Annotated in this window: 14 protein-coding genes; 7 read left to right on the top strand and 7 right to left on the bottom strand. The window is 39.2% G+C overall.

Translation table 11 applies throughout. The features are described 5' to 3' along the window. Positions 1–233: 233 nt before the first annotated feature. Positions 234–4,667 carry a translocation/assembly module TamB domain-containing protein gene (locus R2S57_RS26020; protein ID WP_316847846.1) on the bottom strand — a complete coding sequence of 1,478 codons (4,434 nt, stop codon included), beginning with the start codon at positions 4,665–4,667 and terminating at the stop codon, positions 234–236. A gap of 74 nt (positions 4,668–4,741) precedes the next feature. Between R2S57_RS26020 and tsaD the strand changes: the two genes are divergently transcribed. The 3 genes from tsaD (at position 4,742) to R2S57_RS26005 (ending at position 8,588) form a co-directional block, all read left to right on the top strand. Next, positions 4,742–5,743 carry a tRNA (adenosine(37)-N6)-threonylcarbamoyltransferase complex transferase subunit TsaD gene (gene tsaD / locus R2S57_RS26015; RefSeq protein WP_316847845.1) on the top strand — a complete coding sequence of 334 codons (1,002 nt, stop codon included), beginning with the start codon at positions 4,742–4,744 and terminating at the stop codon, positions 5,741–5,743. A gap of 211 nt (positions 5,744–5,954) precedes the next feature. Beyond that, complete coding sequence (locus tag R2S57_RS26010) at positions 5,955–6,152, top strand: hypothetical protein (protein ID WP_316847844.1); 198 nt, start codon at positions 5,955–5,957, stop codon at positions 6,150–6,152. Positions 6,153–6,233: 81 nt separating this feature from the next. Beyond that, a complete protein-coding gene (locus tag R2S57_RS26005; RefSeq protein WP_316847843.1) occupies positions 6,234–8,588 on the top strand; it encodes a TonB-dependent receptor in 2,355 nt (784 codons plus the stop codon). Positions 8,589–8,667: 79 nt separating this feature from the next. Here the strand turns inward: R2S57_RS26005 and recA are convergent, their stop codons facing one another. From recA to R2S57_RS25990, 3 genes are all read right to left on the bottom strand, one after another. After that, positions 8,668–9,681: a recombinase RecA gene (gene recA / locus R2S57_RS26000; RefSeq protein ID WP_316847851.1), complete on the bottom strand. Its 1,014-nt coding sequence runs from the start codon at positions 9,679–9,681 to the stop codon at positions 8,668–8,670. A gap of 135 nt (positions 9,682–9,816) precedes the next feature. Beyond that, positions 9,817–10,482 (bottom strand): endonuclease III, encoded by a 666-nt coding sequence (gene nth, locus R2S57_RS25995; RefSeq protein ID WP_316847842.1) that lies wholly within the window; start codon positions 10,480–10,482, stop codon positions 9,817–9,819. 329 nt (positions 10,483–10,811) lie between these two features. Further along, positions 10,812–11,765: a hypothetical protein gene (locus tag R2S57_RS25990; RefSeq protein WP_316847841.1), complete on the bottom strand. Its 954-nt coding sequence runs from the start codon at positions 11,763–11,765 to the stop codon at positions 10,812–10,814. Between the two features lie 209 nt (positions 11,766–11,974). On the opposite strand from R2S57_RS25990, the gene R2S57_RS25985 reads away from it, so the two are divergent. From R2S57_RS25985 to R2S57_RS25975, 3 genes are read left to right on the top strand one after another with little or no spacing between them, the layout of a single operon-like run. Beyond that, positions 11,975–13,072 carry an acyl-CoA desaturase gene (locus R2S57_RS25985; RefSeq protein WP_316847840.1) on the top strand — a complete coding sequence of 366 codons (1,098 nt, stop codon included), beginning with the start codon at positions 11,975–11,977 and terminating at the stop codon, positions 13,070–13,072. Next, on the top strand, positions 13,062–14,120 hold the full coding sequence (locus tag R2S57_RS25980; protein ID WP_316847839.1) for a fatty acid desaturase family protein: 1,059 nt from the start codon (positions 13,062–13,064) through the stop codon (positions 14,118–14,120). Before R2S57_RS25985 ends, R2S57_RS25980 begins: the two co-directional genes overlap by 11 nt. An 18-nt stretch (positions 14,121–14,138) precedes the next feature. After that, positions 14,139–14,759: a hypothetical protein gene (locus tag R2S57_RS25975; RefSeq protein WP_316847838.1), complete on the top strand. Its 621-nt coding sequence runs from the start codon at positions 14,139–14,141 to the stop codon at positions 14,757–14,759. A gap of 244 nt (positions 14,760–15,003) precedes the next feature. Here the strand turns inward: R2S57_RS25975 and R2S57_RS25970 are convergent, their stop codons facing one another. From R2S57_RS25970 to R2S57_RS25960, 3 genes are all read right to left on the bottom strand, one after another. Continuing rightward, positions 15,004–16,188 (bottom strand): MFS transporter, encoded by a 1,185-nt coding sequence (locus R2S57_RS25970; protein ID WP_316847837.1) that lies wholly within the window; start codon positions 16,186–16,188, stop codon positions 15,004–15,006. Between the two features lie 609 nt (positions 16,189–16,797). Continuing rightward, positions 16,798–16,992, bottom strand: coding sequence for a hypothetical protein (locus tag R2S57_RS25965; protein WP_108199343.1), 195 nt, complete (start codon positions 16,990–16,992; stop codon positions 16,798–16,800). Positions 16,993–17,079: 87 nt separating this feature from the next. Then, the gene (locus R2S57_RS25960) at positions 17,080–17,664 is read right to left on the bottom strand and encodes an RNA polymerase sigma factor (protein ID WP_057933765.1); all 585 of its coding nucleotides are present in this window, start codon (positions 17,662–17,664) and stop codon (positions 17,080–17,082) included. A gap of 258 nt (positions 17,665–17,922) precedes the next feature. Here R2S57_RS25960 and uvrA point away from each other — a divergent pair, with 258 nt between their 5' ends. Beyond that, on the top strand, positions 17,923–20,736 hold the full coding sequence (gene uvrA, locus R2S57_RS25955; RefSeq protein WP_316847836.1) for an excinuclease ABC subunit UvrA: 2,814 nt from the start codon (positions 17,923–17,925) through the stop codon (positions 20,734–20,736). Positions 20,737–20,742: the final 6 nt, after the last annotated feature.

Below are 20,742 nucleotides of genomic sequence, written 5' to 3'. Positions count from 1 at the left end.
TTTTGGGTTGGGCATTTGGCCTCGATTAATCAGTCCTAAGTCTTTAGTTCTCAGTCTGCAGTCGATTAACCGATTTAAACAGTTAACCGATTAATCAGTCCTGAGTCTGTAGTCCTTAGTCTGCAGTCGATTAACCTCCCGAGGCAATTAACCACGAACCAATGACTAATGAACCAATCACGAATGAACGAATTGCCGCTAACCCCTCAACGCTAACCGCCTAACCTCACTACTTACCTCTTCTGGTTCCCTTTCGTCTGATTAATAATCGCATCCCTGTTAATCGATTTGTTGGTTTTAACAGGCGCTTGGCTTTGTTTACGTTTTAAGTTCCGACGGTAAGCACCAGAAATTTTCTGGATAAATTCTTTAAACGTATCGAATTGTTGGGTGTACACCAAACCAAACGAAGTTACATTCGCCGTCGGACTAATCCCGCTGTTTAAGAAGATACTTTGTTGTGTAGGTGGTTTATTGGCCGCTTTAACCGTTAAGCTACCATCTTTTTTAATTAAATAAAGTGCTTCCACCTCACTACCTACGTTATTGTTGGCAAAATTGATGATGGTGAAATCGTTTAAGCTATTCCGGTCTACAATACCTGCGTTGATAATTAAACGGTCGTTAAAGAATTTAAACGAGGCATTGGCTTCGCTTAACGAGCGTACGTTCAGATCGACAAAGTTTAAGTTTAACGAAGAAAGTACATTATTAAACTGGTTAAATACCAGCTCCGTAGCGGTACTTGTTGCGGTAGAACTCAACTGGTTACCTATGGATTGACCACCATTGCCAGGCGCAAAACTTCTTCTGATAATTAAACTGAAGGCCTGTAAATTCAGGTTGTTCTGATCGCTGAAATAAGTTTGCAGCTCTTCTTTGATCGAAGGCTGTGCAGGGAAATTGATATCCAGTTTAATATCCGGTTTTAATAACAGGCCTGTTAATCCCATTTCTACCTCGGTATTTACCCTTTGATTGGCATTGCTACTCGCGTCGCGGTTGGCAGCCTTATACAGGTCGTTTAAACTTGCTCTTAACGCATATACCGCTTTTAAGTTAATCTGCGCAGCAGTAGGGTTACCTGTCCAGCGGATGGTTCCACCTTGCCTGATTTCGAACTTTTTGTTGATGACCTCTTGGGCCGTAAAATCAAAACTTCCGGTTTCGATAATATAATCCCCAGACATTTCGAAATCGCCAAAACTATTAATGTTCAGGTTCAGGTCGGCATTACCTTTACCGCTTAGGTTACCCAGTGTGGTATAAATATTGGCGGTTGTATTCTGATCGATGCTGAGTTTAAAAGTAAGTGTTAAACCATCAAAATTGGTTTTTTTCTTCACCAGCACAGCCGAATCTCTGGTTACAAAGTTAATAAAGTCTTTATCTGAAATGGTTTCAGAACTGTTTAAAGGCAGGTTGAACACTGTTCCTTTTTCAGTTTTTGCCTTGATATCGATCTTCATTTTGTTGGTAGGGCCAGTAAAGGTAAATACCCCGGTACCATAAGCCCGGCCATAATACACCGAATTGTCTTTGGCCGTCGTATTCAGGGCCATTAAATTATTGGCTTCTAATTTCACGTTTAAGGTAGGATAATTGATGTCGTTCAAATCGACAGTACCTTCTTTTACGGTAGCCTCATGGCCTTCCAGATCGTTTAAGGTGAAGTTCTCCAGTTTAATCACACTGTTGTTTACTTCTACCTTATCGGTAATCACGTAGGTGGTTTTAAGGTAGTTTACCATCAGCTGGCCTTTATCCAAAGCTACACTTCCGTTGATTTCGGGTTTATCAAACTTGCCTTTTACGGTTAAATCTGCAGAGATGTTTCCTTTCAGGTTAGATACCAGCTGTTTTACAAATGGTTCCAGTATGGTAAGTTTACTGTTATCCATTTTCACATTCAGGTCGATTTCTTTTTCCTTTAAATCGAGATTTCCCGTGAGTTTAAAAGTCTCCGAACCATCTGCTACCACGCGGGTAAATACATTGATTTTTTTGCTCTCGTTATTGTATGATGAAGTATCCGTTAAAGTACCGATATAGATATCGTTAAAGTTTAGCGAATCGATCTTTAAATCGTCTGTAAGCCTTGGTGCTTTTAAAATGCCGTAAAGATCGGTTGTGCCATTCAGGTTTCCACCGAGTTTAACACCAAAACCTTTGGTAAAAGGGTTAAGGGTTTTCAAACTAAAGTCTTTAAAGCCAACGCTGATCAGGTCCTTAGGGTCTTCCGAAATTAAACCGTCGATAATCAATTGCTGTTTCCCGTTGGTAAGATCGAAATTGCTGATTTCGGTTTTGCCATTGTTCAGTACAATACGCACTTTTTCCTGAATACGCCATTCTTCACTGTTGATTTTTAAGATCGAGGGCAATACACTTAACCTCGCAGTGGTATCCTGATTTTTGGTAAACTCTACCAGACCGTTTAAATCGAGCTGGTTGACCTCGTCGGAGTTCGACATTTTTACGTTGAAGGCCAAACTATCATGCCGCAGAATGTTAGAAATGTTAACATCCTTAATAAACAAACTGTCGTTAATCTGTACCCTGTCGGAAGTTACAATCAACTGAAGCTGCTGTGTGGTGGTGTTTTCGTCGAGGATGATATTATTGACCACAATGCCATTGTATTTTAGTTTTCGCACAAAGCCGTTCAGGGTAGCAGTATTGTTTCGCGAATCGAAATCGCCCGTTAGTGTAGCGCCTTCTTCTAGTTCTAAACCGGGTGCGAAAAGCTGGGCCAGCGGCTCGAACTTTTTAACCATCAGGTTAAACTGGAAAATCTGGTTTTTGTATTTGATAATATCAGCCTTTAAAGAAGGGATATAAGTTTTGGCAATGGCTTTGTAATACGAAACGATAGAGTTTAAATCATACTCGCCCTTAATGCTGGCATCTAAAATATCGGAGCGAATATCGAGTACGCGGTTGGCACCGGTACCATTGGCCATTAACTGTACCGAATCTACACTGTAAATACCTTTCGGATTTTGCAACCTGACTTCCTCGATCAATAATTTACCTGAAATGTTATTCAGGTTTGTGCCTGAAAAATTAGTGGTAAATTTCGCATCCACCATTAACGAATCACTTAATAATTTCAGTGCCTTTAACCTGGCCTTAGAAATGGTGGCATTAAAGTTAAATACCGGTAGTTTAGGGTTCAGGTTTACCCCGCCATCGAATACCAGTTTAACGTTCTTGTCGTTAATGCTCAGTTTACCATCAAAGTATTTTTTATCAAAAGTACCGTCAATCTTTACGTTATGGTACCTGTAGTTGTTAAAGTCGATGTAAGTTACATCGCCGTTTATTTTTTCAGTTAAATCTTTAAGTTCCGTTCCGCGTCCTTTTACATTTAGGGAAGAACTAATACGGCCCAGGCTTTTTTCGCCAATCAGTTCGCCGATATTAAAATCGTAGCTTTTTACACTTCCGGTATATGAAGGAACATCCTTTTTGTCGATTTTCATGTTCACATCCGAAACCAGACGGCCAAGTTTGGTTTTAAACTCGCCATAGGCGATAAAATCGTTCTGGAAACCCGTAAAACTTCCATTAAAGTTAATGTTGCCGAATTTATTAACGATTGAGGGAACAATTTTCTTTTTGCTGTTGGTAATGCCGCCAAGCACTTCATCCAGATCGGTTTTGTTTGTTCCCGCCATCTCTATGTTCAGGTCCATGAAAGTTTCCTTCCATTTCGGCAGTCCCTTTAAAATAAAATCGCCTTTAATGTGTGTAGCTTTTCCTGTTCTGATTGAAAGTTTTTTAGCCTTAAGGTTATTCACCAAACCGGTAATCTGTCCGTCTACATCCAGATCGAGCTTCATGGTCTCCAGTTCAGGTGCAAAGAAGGCTACATCTCTTGAGGTGATGTGGCTATCTTTAAAAATGGCTTTCATCCGAACATTATCGATGTAGTGGTTAAAATCACGATAACTTTTAAACCGCATCTGGTAATAATCGGTTAAACGGCTTTGGTTGGTTTCTAAAAGCAGGTGCTTCAACTCGATGGCATTGCTGTCGATCGTGGTTTGTGCCGTAAGGTTCTTCAGGTAAAATCCACTCCGCTCTTTAAAAGTTAAATTTTTGATATTGGTTTTAACCAGGTGGTTTTTCATATCCAATCCTTCAAAAATTCCGCTCATTTGTTTAACATCTACATTATCGAAGTTTACACTTTTGCCCTGACTGATATCTTTTGCGTTATAATTGATGTACCTGAAGGCGAATTTGTTCAGGATCAAACGGCCCAGTGTTACGTCGAAGGGCTTACTTTTCTTTTTCTTTACCGTAGGTTTACCAGAATCGAAGTAATCGATGATGAAATCGAGGTTAGAAGACTTATCTTTGAAATCCTTTAGGAAAAACTGCCCGTTGTTAATTTGAACGGTGTTGATATTAATGATCTTTTTATCAGTGGATAATTGATTAATGTCGACCATAAATTGCGGGGTGCTCAATAAGGTGTCTTTTTGCAGATCGAGAACCAATAAATCTTCGAGAACGATCGATTTAAATGGTTTGATGTACAGACTCTTGATTGATATGGTAGTTTTAAGCTCTTTTGATAAGTATGCAGCAGCTTTCTGAGCAAAATAAGTTTGAACAGGCTTAAATTGCAGAGAAAAAATGACAAGCGCGAGCAGCAAAATTATTGATGCGATTACCCAAAGGAGTATTTTAAATAGTTTTTTAATAATTTTGCAGCTTAAATATTTATAATTTGTCTGTTATACTTGCTATCGAGTCCTCTTGCGATGATACATCAGTTGCTATTTGTAACAACGGCAAAATTACTGCCAATGTTATTGCAAACCAAACAATTCATCAAAATTATGGTGGTGTTATTCCTGAATTGGCTTCAAGGGTACATCAACAAAATATTGTACCTGCCGTACAACAGGCTTTAATTGATGCTAAAGTTACAAAACAGGACATTAATGCTGTCGCTTTTACGCGTGGCCCTGGTCTTTTAGGATCCTTACTGGTTGGTGTTTCTTTTGCAAAATCTTTTGCATTGGCTTTAAATATACCTTTAATTTCTGTCAATCACATGCATGCGCACATCTTGGCGCATTTTATTGATGATCCTAAACCTAACTTTCCTTTCTTATGTCTTACCGTTTCGGGCGGGCATACACAGATTGTTTTGGTGAAAGATTACTTTGACATGGAAATTGTAGGCGAAACATTGGACGATGCTGCCGGTGAAGCTTTTGATAAAACAGCTAAACTACTGGCATTGCCTTACCCAGGCGGACCATTGATCGATAAACATGCGAAGCTCGGAAATCCATTGGCCTTTAAATTTGCTGAACCGCAGATTGCCGATCTGAATTTTAGTTTTAGTGGTTTTAAAACGTCTATTCTGTATTTTATCAGGAAGCAGGAAAAGGAGAACCCTAACTTTATTTCCGAAAATTTAGATGATATTTGCGCGTCGGTTCAGCACAGTATTGTACAGATTTTACTGAATAAGTTAAAGAAAGCAGCAAAACAATATAATATAACTGAGGTGGCCATTGCGGGAGGTGTTTCGGCGAACTCTGGTTTAAGAAATGGCTTGCAGCAAACTGCTGATGAGCTGGGCTGGAAGATTTATATCCCGGCGTTTCAGTATTGTACCGATAACGCTGGCATGATTGCCATTGCAGGTTATCAGAAATATTTGAAACAGGATTTTGTTGGGCAGGATGTTTCGCCACTAGCGCGGATGGAATTTTAGGTTGGTTGATTAGTTTATTGGTCATTAGTTCATTGGGAGATTGGTCAATTGTTTATTTAACTGTTGATGCCCAACCCCAATCGCAGCTGATTAATGTATTAACTGGATAAGGTACATCCTTCGTGTTTTTCTGTAGCTAAATATGAGCAACTGTGAGCTGAAAACTGCCAACTGAAAACTGGCAAAAAGAATTGTTTAATTAAATATACTTATGACTGGAGCATCGTTAATATTTTGGATTGTTTGTGCGGTACCGCTTATCGGGGTTTTATACTGGTTGATCAGAAATGACAAGAATAAACTTAAGGGAAGCTGGGGTGTGATTATTTTAGGTGCATTGGTTATTGCGGCGTTTTTGGTAATTGTATATGTAACCAAAGATTTCAACGCGGTTTTCAGTCAGAATTAATCTAAATATTTCCTGTAATCCTTATTTAGATCTAATCTATTTAAGTGTGATTTTCTATCTTTGCCCGCAAATTAAAGATAGATGAAAAAAATTATACTAATCATTGCCGTCTTATTACTTAATCTGCTTCGTGTGCATGCACAGAATGTTAAGATTGAAGGGCATATTAAAGACAAAAAAAGCGAAATTCCTTATGTAACGGTCTCTCTGTTGGGGCAAAAGGTTCAAACGGATAGTAGGGGTTATTATTCGCTGTACATCAAAAGCGGTGTTTCTTTTACCTTCCATGTTAATGCTGTTGGTTACCAAACATTTTCTCAAAATATTTTATCGGTTAAAAACGACACCACTATAAATGTAGGTCTGGAAGCCTTAAGCAATACGCTGGATGATGTTGTGATTTCTACTTCAAGAAAACCAGAAGACATTAAAAACGTTACCTCTTCGGTAAGTATTGTAAATAAGAAAAAGCTCGAAAAAGAAATTGCCATTAATCCTGATCTAAGTGCCATACTCGCCAATCAGGTGCCTGGTTTTGCGCCAACAGCACAAACAGGCAATAACGTTGGTCAGAATTTAAGGGGTCGCCCCATGTTGGTGATGATCGATGGTGTTTCACAGTCTTCGCCACTCAGAAATGCAGAGGTAGATTTAAGATCTATCGATCCTTCGGTATTGGAACGCATAGAGGTGGTAAAAGGTGCAACTGCAATTTACGGAAATGGCGCTGCCGGAGGTTTGGTAAACTATATCACCATGGTTCCGGATACTGCCGCAAGGTTTGCCGGAAAAACCCAGATTAATTTAAACGGTTCTTTGGTAAAGGTGAAAAATTCTGAAGGTGCTCGGATTAACCAAATGTTTTATGGCAAACTCGGAAAGTTCGATTACGTGGTAAGTGGAATGTATGAGCAGACCGGTGAATATAAAGATGCAAAGGGTGATGTTGTAGGCCCGAACTACAGCTTGGGTGAAACTGATAGTTACAATGCTTTTGCCAAATTTGGTTATATGCCTTCAAAAAACCAGCGTATCCAGTTGACCTACAATACCTATAGCAGTCTGCAGAACAGTAATTTTACTTTGGTAAACGGTAATCTGGCAACAGGACAAAAAGCAACGGGTGTTTTAGGAAAACCGCTTGGTATCCCTACTGGGGTTAATTACAACCACAATTTAAATTTATCGTATAAAATTGACAGTACTTTTCTTCATTCAAGTTTGAATGTAGATGCCTATTACGAAACCCGTAAAGATGTTTTTTATGTTTCTTTAGGTCGATTTGATGGTGGCGATGGACAATCGCTGGCCAAGAATGATAAAAAAGGAGCGCGTTTATTTTTGGAAACACCGGTATTGAACCTTGACTTCTTAAAAGCAAAGATTGCCTATGGTGCTGATTTTATGAAAGATAAAACTGCACAACCGCTGGTAGATGGTAGGGTATGGGTACCCACAATGGATATGACCAACGTAGCACCTTTTGCCCAGGCAGATTTTAATATTTTAAGCAAGCTCGTATTTAAAACTGGCTTACGTTACGAAAATGTAAATATAGCCGTTGACGATTACCGTACGTTAAGGACCACTGGTGCAAACAATGCTACCATAACACCATCTTTTGATGTAACCGGTGGTGATCTAAAATACAGTACTTATCTATTTAATGCAGGTTTAAGGTATAACCAGTTTAACGTTTTTAGTCCCTTTATAAGTTTTTCTCAGGGTTTTTCGGTGATGGACATTGGATTGGCCTTACGCGATGCAAAAGTAAACAGCATCGATAAGATCAATACGGATGCGGTAAAAGTGAATAATTACGAAGCTGGTTTTGAAAGTAGAATTGCTGGTTTAACATTTTCTGCTTCAGGCTACATTAGCACATCTAAATTAGGTATCGAGGTGGTTTACGATCCTGCTACTGGTTTGTTTAATACTGCTAGAAGTCCAGAAAAGATTTATGGTTTTGAACTGGCGGCCGATTATCGTTTACTGGATGAACTGGGTTTATCGGCAAGTTATAGCTATACGGAAGGTAAGCGTGATATTGACAAAAACGGTAAGTTTAACGATCCGGGTGATCTGTACCTGAATGGCCGTCGCATTTCGGCGCCAAAGGTTACGGCTTCGGTAACTTATAGTCCGTTAAAGGTTTTAGATTTAACCTTAAATTATACCGGTATCAATTCGCGCAATAGGTTCGAGAAAAACGTAAACGGTGTATATAACGGTAATGAAGGTGCGGTAAAGGCTTATCACCTGTTCAGTTTTGCCGGGATTTACCAGGTGAAAAAGAATACTAAACTGAGCTTAGGGATCGACAATATTTTTAACCAGGATTATTTTCCCGCTCGGGCACAATGGTTTATGCAGCCAGGCTTTTATTCAAAGGGAAGAGGTACTTCTGTGAATTTTGGAATTTCTGTTAGTTATTAATAATAGATTTTGAACAAAAAAAGAGCGTTCCGATTTTAAATTGGAACGCTCTTTTTATAAATGGCTATTTATAATACTCTTATTTCTCAGCCAATTTATCGCCAGTTACTTCGGCTTTAATTTTAACTTCTAATTCTTCTGCCAGTTCTGGGTTGTCGCTCAACAATTGTTTTACGGCATCTCTACCCTGACCAAGTTTGGTGTCTCCGTAAGAATACCAGGATCCTGCTTTTTTGATGATACCGAAATCAACACCTAAATCTACTATCTCTCCGTTTTTAGAAATACCTTCTCCGAACATTACATCAAATTCTGCAATACGGAAAGGCGGAGCTACTTTATTTTTAACGATTTTTACTTTAACACGGTTACCTGAAACTTCATCAGAATCTTTGATCTGTGAAATACGACGGATATCTAAACGTACAGAAGCATAGAATTTCAGTGCATTACCACCTGTTGTGGTTTCAGGGTTACCGAACATGACACCAATTTTATCACGCAACTGGTTAATGAAGATGCAGCAACATCCGGTTTTAGAAATCGTTCCGGTTAATTTACGTAAGGCCTGGCTCATTAAACGGGCATGTAAACCCATTTTACTGTCGCCCATTTCGCCTTCGATCTCACTCTTAGGAACCAATGCTGCAACGGAGTCAATCACAATGACATCAATTGCACCTGAGCGGATCAGGTTATCGGCAATTTCTAATGCCTGCTCACCGTTATCTGGTTGAGAGATTAACAGGTTATCGGTATCTACACCTAATTTCTTTGCATAAAACTGATCAAAAGCATGCTCTGCATCGATAAAAGCGGCAATGCCACCTTGTTTCTGTGCTTCGGCAATAATGTGTGTAGCCAAAGTTGTTTTACCAGAAGACTCCGGGCCATAAATTTCGATTACACGACCTTTTGGTACACCACCGATACCTAAAGCAATATCTAAACTGATTGATCCGGTAGAAATAAAGTCTATCGGCTCAATAGCAGTATCGCCAAGTTTCATAATGGTGCCTTTACCGTATGATTTCTCTAGTTTATCTAAGGTAAGCTGTAGGGCTTTTAATTTATCTGGATTTGCGGTACTCATGTCTTTTTTCATTGATGGCGTAAATATAATCGATTCTCGGCTAATATGATCAAATGTTGATATTTATAATGCTAATATATTTAGCTAAGTTAAAAGTTTTTTAGCTAATGTCAATAGTAAATTGAAAATAATTTTTTAAGCTTTTAATTTGTCCCTTTCGTTCTGCGCGGTTAAACGTTCGAAGTACCGGCACATATAAGTAATTTCGCAGACATCACATTTCGGGCTACGGGCCACGCAAACATAACGGCCATGCAAAATAAGCCAGTGGTGGGCAATGTGGATATCTTGTTCGGGCAAGTGTTTAACCAAGTCTTTTTCTACCGCTAGAGGTGTTTTGCCATTGGTTAAGCCTAAACGGTTCGCCACACGGAAAACGTGTGTATCAACCGCCATGGCAGGTGCATTGTAAATTACCGAAGCGATTACATTGGCGGTTTTGCGTCCAACACCAGGCATTTTCTGTAAATCATCAATACCAGAAGGGACAACATCATTAAATTCGTTAAGCAAAATATTCGCCATACCCACCAGGTGTTTTGCCTTGTTGTTGGGGTAACTGATGCTTCTGATGTAATCGAAAACAATGTCAGGTGTGGCTTCTGCCAAAGCTTTGGCATTCGGGAAACGTTGAAAAAGGGCAGGGGTAACCATATTAACCCTTTTATCGGTGCATTGTGCAGAAAGGATTACGGCTACCAAAAGCTGGTAAGGATTGTTGTAATGTAACTCGGTTTCTGCATCAGGCTGCTTGGCCGAAAAATGTTCTACAAAAAGTTTGTAGCGTTCTTTTTTAAGCATGGGCAAAGATAGGTAAAAATGGAAGATGTGGGAGGTGAAATGGAAAAGGGGTGATCAATGCGCTCCATGCCCTTAGCTCTTTGCGCTCGGCGGCTAAGCTCACGGAAAACACGGATTATCTCTTCGGGGTGTCATCCTGAGCGTAGTCGAAGGATCTTTAGCTGTAGAATTAGTTAATTGTTTAGTCGGTTAAAGCCGCCAAGTGTGGAAGCCCAAACGACAAGAAAGTCAAAGTGAATCGATAAAATAGATCCTGAAATAAATTCAGGAGGACGCAAGAGCGGAGTTTAATTACTCTGGACTAAAGACTTCAGCCTTTGGTCTCCAAACTACCCCATTTCCCTCAATAACTTATCGCATTCAGCAAAAGCATTATAAAGGTATTTATTGCGGTGTTTTTCACCCTGGCCGCTAAAGGAAACCGACTTCATAATCAACCCCTGCATCCATTGTTTGGTCTGTTTGCAATAGATCTGGTCTTCAGTTCTTAAATAGTTAAAAGTATTGAACCTGTTGTAGCAGGCCATGCGGTCTTTAAAATCAACTAAATATGCAATGCTGCCCAAAACATCGCAGTTATACCAGTTGAAGATGTGGTTCGGGTCGATGGTTTTTTTACTGCTGATGGCATACATGTTCATATCGGTGAGGCAGTACCGTACCTGTTCAATAATCTGTTCGGCAAGTTCTTTGGTAATATAACCAGCTTCGAAAGCATACCTGATCTGTTCGATGGTGCCATGAACGGTATCTTTCGACCATATTTCGGTACAGGGGATTTCCAGGTAAATCTGGTTCAGTTCTTTGGAGATTTCGATAATCTCCGCTGCAAATAAGCTGGGGTCAAATTTTACATCGGTATTCATCACACTATCCGACCAGAAAAAGAGCTTGAAACAAGTGAGTTCTGGATATTTAAAAAAATGGAACAACGGAATATCATCAGTGGTGATGGTAATATGTTTGTGTTTGCTTTGTTGAATCTGTTTTAGGTTTTTGAGCAGATCCTGCAGGTACAGCAACATGTTCGGTATTTCCTGATCTACGCTTAAATAATCAAAGGTTACCGTTGGCAGCTGATCTGGTTTATAGAGAAAAGGTACCCCGAAGCTGTCGGATAACTTGATGATCTGTTGAAAGGTAAGGTTGCTATCGCCCCTAATTTTTTTATAAGCTTCATTTGTGCTTATCCCTAATTCTTCAGCTACACTTAAGGCTAGATTCTGATAATCAGGCAATGCTGATTTGATGGATTTAAAAAATAATGCTTGTTGATTATCCATAAAGATTAATTTGAAAGTGGACTAAAGCTAATTTTAATAATTAAATGGATTATTATTAAAGGTTAATTTAAAGAATATAATTTTATAATCACCTATTGATGTAATATTATTTCTTAAAGAATAGTTTTAGAGGATTAGGTAATCTTTAAGGTTAATGGAAGATTGTTGAGTGTTTTAGATTTGATTAAGAAATTTTAAAACAACCTCACATGAAAAAATTAAGATTTATAAAGGACGAGGGCTCTGAATTCTATAAAGAACTGAACGAGCAGATAGAGCAGTATTTTTTAGAAAACGGATTGAAGAAAACAGGGAATGCGAAGATGTTTTTCAAGATCTTCCTATACTTCGGATTGGATATCCTGTTTTATACTTTAATGATTACCAGTCATTCGGTATTCGCATTTTATGCCTTTTACCTGTTGATGGGGCTTTCGGTTTTATTAACAGCTTTTAATGTTTCGCATGATGCCGCGCATGGTGTAGCCGTAAAAAGTAAATTCTGGAACCAGCTGTTGTTTTCGTTGAGTTTTAATTTACAGGGCAATAATGCGTTCGTGTGGGGTAAGAACCACAACAAATCACATCATTTATATACCAATATAGAAGGGAGCGACATTGATGTATTGAATAATCCACTGTTTAGGATGACCAAATCTCAGCCTTTACAATGGTATCACCGGTATCAGTTTATTTATGCCCCATTTCTGTATTTGTTTTATTCTATCAACTGGTTCTTTTTTAGGGAAAGCCTGATGTTATTCAATTTATCGAGCCGTACCATTAAAGTGGAAATTCCAAAGCATGAAGCTGTAAAGCTGGTTGTATATAAACTCTTATATATAGGTTATATGGTTGTTTTGCCCATTTACCTCTTGCCTTTTGGCTGGCCAACTATTTTAATTGCTTTTTTACTCAACCATTTTATCATTTCCCTGCTTTTTGTCTCTGTATTAGGTGTTGCACACTTATCAGATTATGTAGCTCACCCGGTACCTAATGAAGACAATCAATTAAATATGAGCTGGCCAAAACTGCAGCTGCTTACCTCTGTCGATTATCATGCAGAAAGTACATTTCTAAACTGGATATTGGGTGGTTTTAATGCCCATGCCGTACACCATCTGCTCCCGAACGTCTGTCATGTACATTACCTCAAAATAGTTCCAATTTTTAAAGCCCTTGCAAAAAAGCATAAGCTTACTTATATGGAAATGTCGTACGGCGAATCGCTGGCCTCACATTTTAGATTTCTGAAAATGATGGGTAGAAATGAACATTTAACTCCGATGCGATATGAAGGATAAACACATTTATGTAGCAGCTGATAGTCGGTTGCTAAAAGCAATATACAAACGTGTGGATCAAGAGCTAATAACAGATGAGCATATTTTTATGAGGACGATTGCCGCTAAATTTGTAGTGTATTTTTCGCTTACCCTGGTAGCTTATCTTGGCTTATTTAAGATTATCAGTCCGGTAGGTTTTGTGGGCTGCTTTATGGTGTATGGGTTTATTTCACTGCTTTTCGCCTTCAACTTCTCACACGATTTTTCTCATAATACCATTTTTAAAAGCAAAAGGCTCAACCATATTTGTTTCGTGGCCATATATACTGTGGTGGGCGCACATGCAGAGGCCTGGAAGCTGCGTCATGTTAATTCGCACCATTATGCGCCGAATGTAGAAGATTACGATTCGGATCTTAAAATATCCAAACTGATCCGCGTGGTACCCGATAGCAAACTTTATTGGTTCCATGCTTACCAGCATTTGTATGCGCCATTGGCTTACACCTTTTATTCGCTGTTCTGGATTTTTATCAAAGATTTTGTGATCCTTTTTAGTAATGACAGTTATGCCATTAAGAAGAGTTTTAAGTATTACCTGTCTTTTGCGCTCCAGAAAGTAGCCTATATCAGTTTGTTGTTGGTGCTGCCTTTGCTTTTTTCTGCCCAATCTTGGTACATCGTAATGTTTGGATTTTTGATGATGCATTTAAGTCAATCGCTTTTTTTGCTGTTTACATTTTTTATGACGCATCATGTAGAAGAAACACAGTATCCGAAAACTGACGCGAAGGGGTATATTAATACCTCTTGGTTAATGAACCAGATCAAGAGTTCAAACGATATGCATCCATTCAGTACAACGGCGAACTTTATTTTAGGAGGCTTTAATAACCATATTGCCCATCATTTATTTCCACATTATCACCATATCTATTATCCACAAATCAGTGAAATATTATATGAAATGTTAAACGAAAGCGAAATAAAGCCGAATTGTACCAGTTATTTTGGTGGTATAAAATCGCATTTAAGGTTGCTGAAGAGAATGGGCGAAGCAGCTTAAAATTAAATATAACGGACAATGAAATATTTAATGATATGCTGTTGTATGTTCTGTTTTAAAGAGGCTTCAGCACAGCAGGATACCCTACACCAAAAGAGGAAAATCTATTTCGGTCTCGGCTTTAGTTTAGGCGGTGGAGGAAACAGACGCGTGTATGGAGATCTAGATTTTTACCTGCAGAAAAGAAGTAATTATATTTCGCTTAAAACAACAGCTGTCGAACGTATCAGGATTTTTTATTTTGGCGGCTTGCCAGAGCCTCATATTTCTGACGTTGGTATTTTAGTGGGCAAAAGTTATACTTTTAAGAGTTACCATTATTTTAAGTTTGGCGCTGGGGTTTCATTTGTTGATCAGGTAAGCCGTGGCGCATTTCTGTATAATGATTGTGATGGGCCGGGCGGATGCCTTTTCAGTAATAATGTATATGAAACGATCAGAAAAAAAACGGTCGGTTTGCCGCTCGAAATGAAATATGGACTGTACCTGGACAGGACAGCAGCGGTTACCGCTGGTTTTTCGGCAAACCTGAACAATCTGCAGTCTTTTTATGGAATATCCTTAGGCCTTGTAGTAGGCAGGTTGAAAGATAAAGCGAACCGCATATCATCTAATAAAAATGTGCTTTTAAAATGGTAAAGCTTCTGAACGGTGGGTTTTATTAATGGCACAAGTTTTCATGATAAACCTGATGGAAGCGGCAGCTCCCGACTTCAGGAGGGACTATAGCGTACAGCAGGACTGCCTAATTTTACCTCTACACACTTTCGTTTTCTACAAAGTTAACTGGCAACTAGTTTTGAATGGCTGAGTTTGGAATGAGAGAATAATTTGGAAACTCGTTCATTCAATCATCCTCTAATTCTCTCATTCAATCATTGGTCTAATGAAAGGAAGTTGCTGGCACTTTAACCTGTTCAGTTACACCTTGATTACTTCTGATCAGCCAAAAGGCAAAAAAAGCACCAACCAAAGCCATAGCCGCGCCAACATAAGCTGGCGAAGTATAATCGAAACCATAAACCAGTGGAAGCCCACCGAAGAAAGCGCCTAAAGCATTACCGATATTAAAACTGGCCTGACTTGCAGATGCCGCCAGCATCTCGGAGCCCTTAGCACTCTGGATCATCAACATCTGGATTGGGGCAGCCAAAGCAAAAGACACGGCGCCGGTAACAAAAGTCATAATTAAAGCCAGGGGCTGAATGGCTGATACAAAGTGTACGATAATTAGGGTAATTACCATGGTTAACAACAAAGCTGCAGATGCTTTTGCTGGTGAAAACTTATCGGCCAGTATGCCGCCGATATAGTTGCCACAAAGCATACCGATGCCCGCCAGCATTAATATATAGGTAACTGAATTTGAAGAAAAACCTGCAACATCCGTCATTAGCGGAGCGATATAACTGTACCAGGTAAACAAACCACCGGTACCGATAGAAATCATAAAAATGATGATCCAGGCTTCTCTCTTTTTGAAGAAACTTAATTCTGCTTTTAAGTCACGGTTTTTAGTCGCTTCTAAGGCTGGTAACCATAATTTTAAGCTTAATAAAGTAACCAAGCCAACAAATACCACCACAGCGAAAGAGATCCGCCAAGAGAAGTTATGGCCAATGAAAGTGCCCAATGGCACACCAACAATATTGGCAATGGTTAAACCCATAAACATTAATGATACTGCCTGAGCCGCCTTTCCCTTTTCGGCTATTCTGCTGGCCACTACCGAGCCTACCCCGAAAAATGCACCGTGAGGCAAGCCGGAAAGTAAGCGGGCAATAAATAAGGTGTTAAAAGTAGGCGCGAAGGCAGAGAAAGCATTAAATACGGTGAACATGATCATCAAAGCGATCAAAATCATTTTTGGTGGGTATTTGCCTGCAATCATAATTAACAAAGGTGCGCCAATTACCACGCCTAAAGCATAAGCTGAAATCAAATGTCCGGCCTGTGGAATGGTTACGGCTAAATCTTTTGATATATCAGGTAGCAAGCCCATCATCACAAATTCTGTGATGCCGATGCCTAAACCACCTAAAGTGAGTGGGAGTAAATTCTTGTTCATAGCGTACTTAGTGTTAAAATTACACTATGCAAAGGTAAGGCTTTTTGTTTTAGGGGATTGTAAAAATTAGGCCATTTATAGTGAATGGGAAATGTAGTATGGGAGGGGGAAAATGGGTGATGTATTGCTAAATTGTTTTATCGTTGATGGAAGGTAGTCAATAGTTAATTGTTGATATACCTGACTGTACGATTTTGTCTTGGTATTTGCTAATCGAATTTGCATTATGCAAAAAATGCATATTGCTTTTTTTATCTAGCTCCTCTTCCTTGAAAATGTTATTAATGTGCCTAGAAATCACGGATTGATCTCTCTTAAATAAATTTGTCATCTGAGATTGTGTTAGCCACACCGTTTCTTGACTTAAATTAACATCAACCGCTGTTTGTCCATCCTTAGTTGGTAAATAACAATTTGATTGGGCTCCATTATTGCTCGTTTTAAGTAAAAATACAAAAGATTATCGAGGAAGAATTAGGTAATGGTAAAAACTTTAATGGCTAATAGAAAAGAATTGTAGTGCAATATGTGCATCTCACATTTATCTGTAACAAAAAAAAAGCTTGTCCCACCCTGTGAAACAAGCTTTTTTTGCTCGTGTAAAATCTACTACTTGGCGCGGCTGTAAGCTAAAATCTTGTTGATGGTTTCATCTTGAGGATTTTTAGCCAGTCTATCTAACTTACCTTTGATTTGATCATAAAATAAGTCGATTTCTGCGTCAGATTCAATATCAGTTCTAGGCTGAAACATGTTAGGTGTAGGTAAATTTACATTTGTTTTTGATGTAGAGGTTTTTGTCATAAGCAAAAAATGTGATAAGTTTTATAAACTTAACGATACTTCAGATGCTTTATTTCAACCCCTAAAAAATTTTATGTAACATTTTTACTACCCTTTGTAGGTCATCTCCTTTGTTTTAAGCATTTTACGCAGATTACTCAGTGCATAACGCATACGGCCCAGGGCGGTATTGATGCTAACATCAGTTAAATCAGCGATTTCTTTAAAGCTCAAATCTGCGTAATGGCGCATTAGGAGGACTTCTTTCTGTTCATCAGGTAATAAATGGATCATTGCTTTTAAATCTTTATGCGTCTGATCGCGAAGCATTTTATCTTCTGCGCTCTCATCATAAAAGTGTAGCATATTGAATACATCCATTCCGTCAGCACTGGTGATGATTGGTGTGCGTTTTTCTTTCCTGAAATAATCGATAACCAAATTATGGGCAATACGCATTACCCAAGGTAAAAACTTACCTTCTTCGTTATATCGTCCCGACCGCAGGGTATTGATTACTTTTATAAAAGCATCCTGAAATATATCCTCCGCCAGATATTGGTCTTTCACCAATAAGTAGATAGAGGTATAAATTTTACTTTTATGTCTTCTTAAAAGTTCCTGCAATCCATTCTCGTTCCCGGTAATATATACCTTTACCAGGTCCTGATCATTATATGATTGTAAATTCATAGGTTTACCTACACTAAATCCCGTACTATTTGCTAAAAATTAATTTGTAGATGTTTAATTTCTATAGCTGCTCTCCTATGTTTTTTGAATGTGTTAGTTTGGTTTTGAGGTTGTTAATATCCAAAGAAAGTTATTTTTTTATCAAAAAGCAAAAAATAAAATGTTAAAAAATAAATTAACCGTCTCAGTACCCTATTTTTGTATGTTCTTAAAACCCTAACCACATTCTGGGGTTATACATTATATTCGTTACGATACATGAGCAAAAAAGAGGCCGAAAAAGATCCGCATAAAAATATTATCATAAAAGGTGCCCGTGTGCACAACCTAAAAAATATCGATGTTGCCATTCCAAAGAATAAACTTGTGGTAGTAACAGGTATGTCTGGTTCGGGCAAATCGTCGCTTGCATTTGATACTTTATATGCAGAAGGGCAACGCCGATATGTAGAAAGTTTATCATCATATGCCCGCCAGTTTATGGGCAGGATGAATAAACCCGATGTTGATTATATTAAAGGCATTGCTCCGGCAATTGCCATCGAACAGAAGGTTATTACTTCCAATCCACGGTCTACCGTGGGTACCTCTACCGAAATTTACGATTACCTGAAATTACTTTTTTCGCGTATCGGTAAAACCATTTCGCCTGTTTCGGGCAAAGAAGTGAAAAAGGATTCGGTGAGCACGGTGGTTGATTATGTAAATGCGATGCCGGAAGATACAACGGTAACCATTTTTTGTCCGCTGTACCCGCACAACAACCGTACGATTAAAGAAGAACTGGCGATTTTATTGCAGAAGGGATTTTTAAGGGTTCTGATCAACGATAAAATAGAAAAGATAGAAGCTGTTTTAGATGATGCTGATTTTAAAGATGCAGAATTAACAGATGATAAAACCGTTCAGATCCTGATCGACCGTATTATAACCAATCAGGAAGAAGAAACACTTAGCCGCCTGGCCGATTCGGCGCAGACCGCTTTTTTTGAAGGTAAAGGCGATTGTTATGTGGAGGCCCAGGGCACTACAAAACATTTTAGCGATCGTTTTGAACTGGATGGCATCAAATTCGAAGAACCTACTCCGAACTTTTTCTCCTTCAACAACCCTTATGGTGCCTGTAAACGTTGCGAAGGTTATGGCAACGTTATTGGTATTGATGAAGATCTGGTTATTCCCGACAAGAGCAAAAGTGTTTATGATAATGCCATTGCCCCATGGCGTGGCGAAAAAATGAATGTGTGGTTGCAGAATTTTATTAAAGCTGCACCGAAATTCGATTTTCCAATCCACCGCTCTTATAGTGCACTAACCGAAAAGGAACAACAGTTATTGTGGACAGGTAATAAATATTTTGCTGGCTTGGATGCTTTTTTCAAAGAACTGGAAGAACAGACATACAAAATCCAGTACCGTGTAATGTTATCCCGTTACCGCGGAAAAACCACCTGCCCGGATTGTAAAGGCTCGCGTTTGCGTAAAGATGCGTCTTATGTGAAAATTGCCGAAAAATCGATCATTGATGTGGTGTTGATGCCTTTGGCCAAAGCATTGGTTTTCTTTAATGAGCTGAAATTAAATGCCAACGATACCAAAATTGCCAAACGTTTATTGGCAGAGATCGACAACCGTTTTCTTTATTTAAATAATGTGGGTTTGGGTTACCTTACCCTAAACCGTTTGTCGAATACCTTATCGGGTGGAGAATCGCAAAGAATCAATCTGGCAACCTCACTTGGAAGTAGTTTGGTGGGCTCTATTTACGTATTGGATGAACCGAGTATCGGTCTGCATCCACGCGATACCAACAAATTGATCGAAGTATTGGTTTCACTGCGTAATGTGGGCAATACCGTTATCGTGGTAGAGCATGAGGAAGAAATGATGCGTGCCGCCGATTACATTATCGATATCGGTCCTGAGGCGGGTACACACGGTGGAAACCTGGTTTTTAGTGGCAACTACGAAGAAATTCTAAAAGATAAAAATAGTTTAACCGGCCGTTATCTGGCAGGTATAGAAAAAATTGCCATTCCGGATCAACGCCGTAAATGGAAAGACCATGTGCTGATTAAAGGGGCTAGGGAAAATAACCTTCAGAATATTGATGTGAAATTCCCACTTGGCGTTTTTACTGCAGTGAGTGGGGTTTCGGGATCTGGTAAAACCAGTTTGGTTAAAAAAATCTTGTATCCGGCGTTACAAAAAGCAATAGGCAATTATGCTGGCGAGCAAACCGGTGCTTATGACGGCATTTTTGGCAACTACGATCTGGTGAGTGCCGTAGAAATGGTCGATCAGAATCCGATTGGCCGCTCGAGCCGCTCTAATCCGGTTACTTATGTTAAAGCATGGGACGATATCCGGGCCCTGTTTTCTGGTCTGGCTTCGGCAAAGGCAGCAGGATTAAAACCAGCAGCTTTCTCTTTCAACGTGGAAGGTGGACGCTGCGATGTTTGCCAGGGTGAGGGGGAAGTGAAGATCGAAATGCAGTTTATGGCCGATATTTATCTGCCTTGTGAAGCCTGTAACGGGAAACGCTTTAAACAGCAGGTTTTAGATGTAACCTATAAAGAGAAAAACGTATCCGAAATTCTGGATATGACTATTGAGGAGGCAGTAGCGTTTTTTAAAGATGAGCAGAAAATCCTCAATAAGTTAAATCCATTGGTCGACGTTGGTTTAGGTTATGTGCATTTAGGGCAATCTTCCAATACTTTATCAGGGGGTGAGGCGCAGCGTATTAAATTGGCTTCCTTCTTGATTAAAGGTAACAATGCCAATAAAACCATGTTTATTTTTGATGAGCCGACCACTGGTTTGCACTTTCATGATATTAAAAAACTATTAAAAGCACTCAATACGCTGATTGAACAGGGCAATACCATTTTGGTCATCGAACACAATATGGACATGATCAAATGTGCCGATTGGGTAATCGATATCGGCCCTGAAGGTGGCGATGGCGGCGGTAAGGTGGTGTTCGAAGGTATACCGGAAGACTTGGCCAAGGTAGAAAATTCGTACACCGGAAAATATTTAGCATCGCATTTAAATTTAAATCCATAATTTCGG

The organism is Pedobacter psychrodurus (assembly GCF_032678585.1).
Classification (GTDB): domain Bacteria; phylum Bacteroidota; class Bacteroidia; order Sphingobacteriales; family Sphingobacteriaceae; genus Pedobacter; species Pedobacter psychrodurus_A.
Note: the sequence above shows the minus strand (reverse complement) of the source record. Positions and strands in the feature narration are given on the sequence as shown.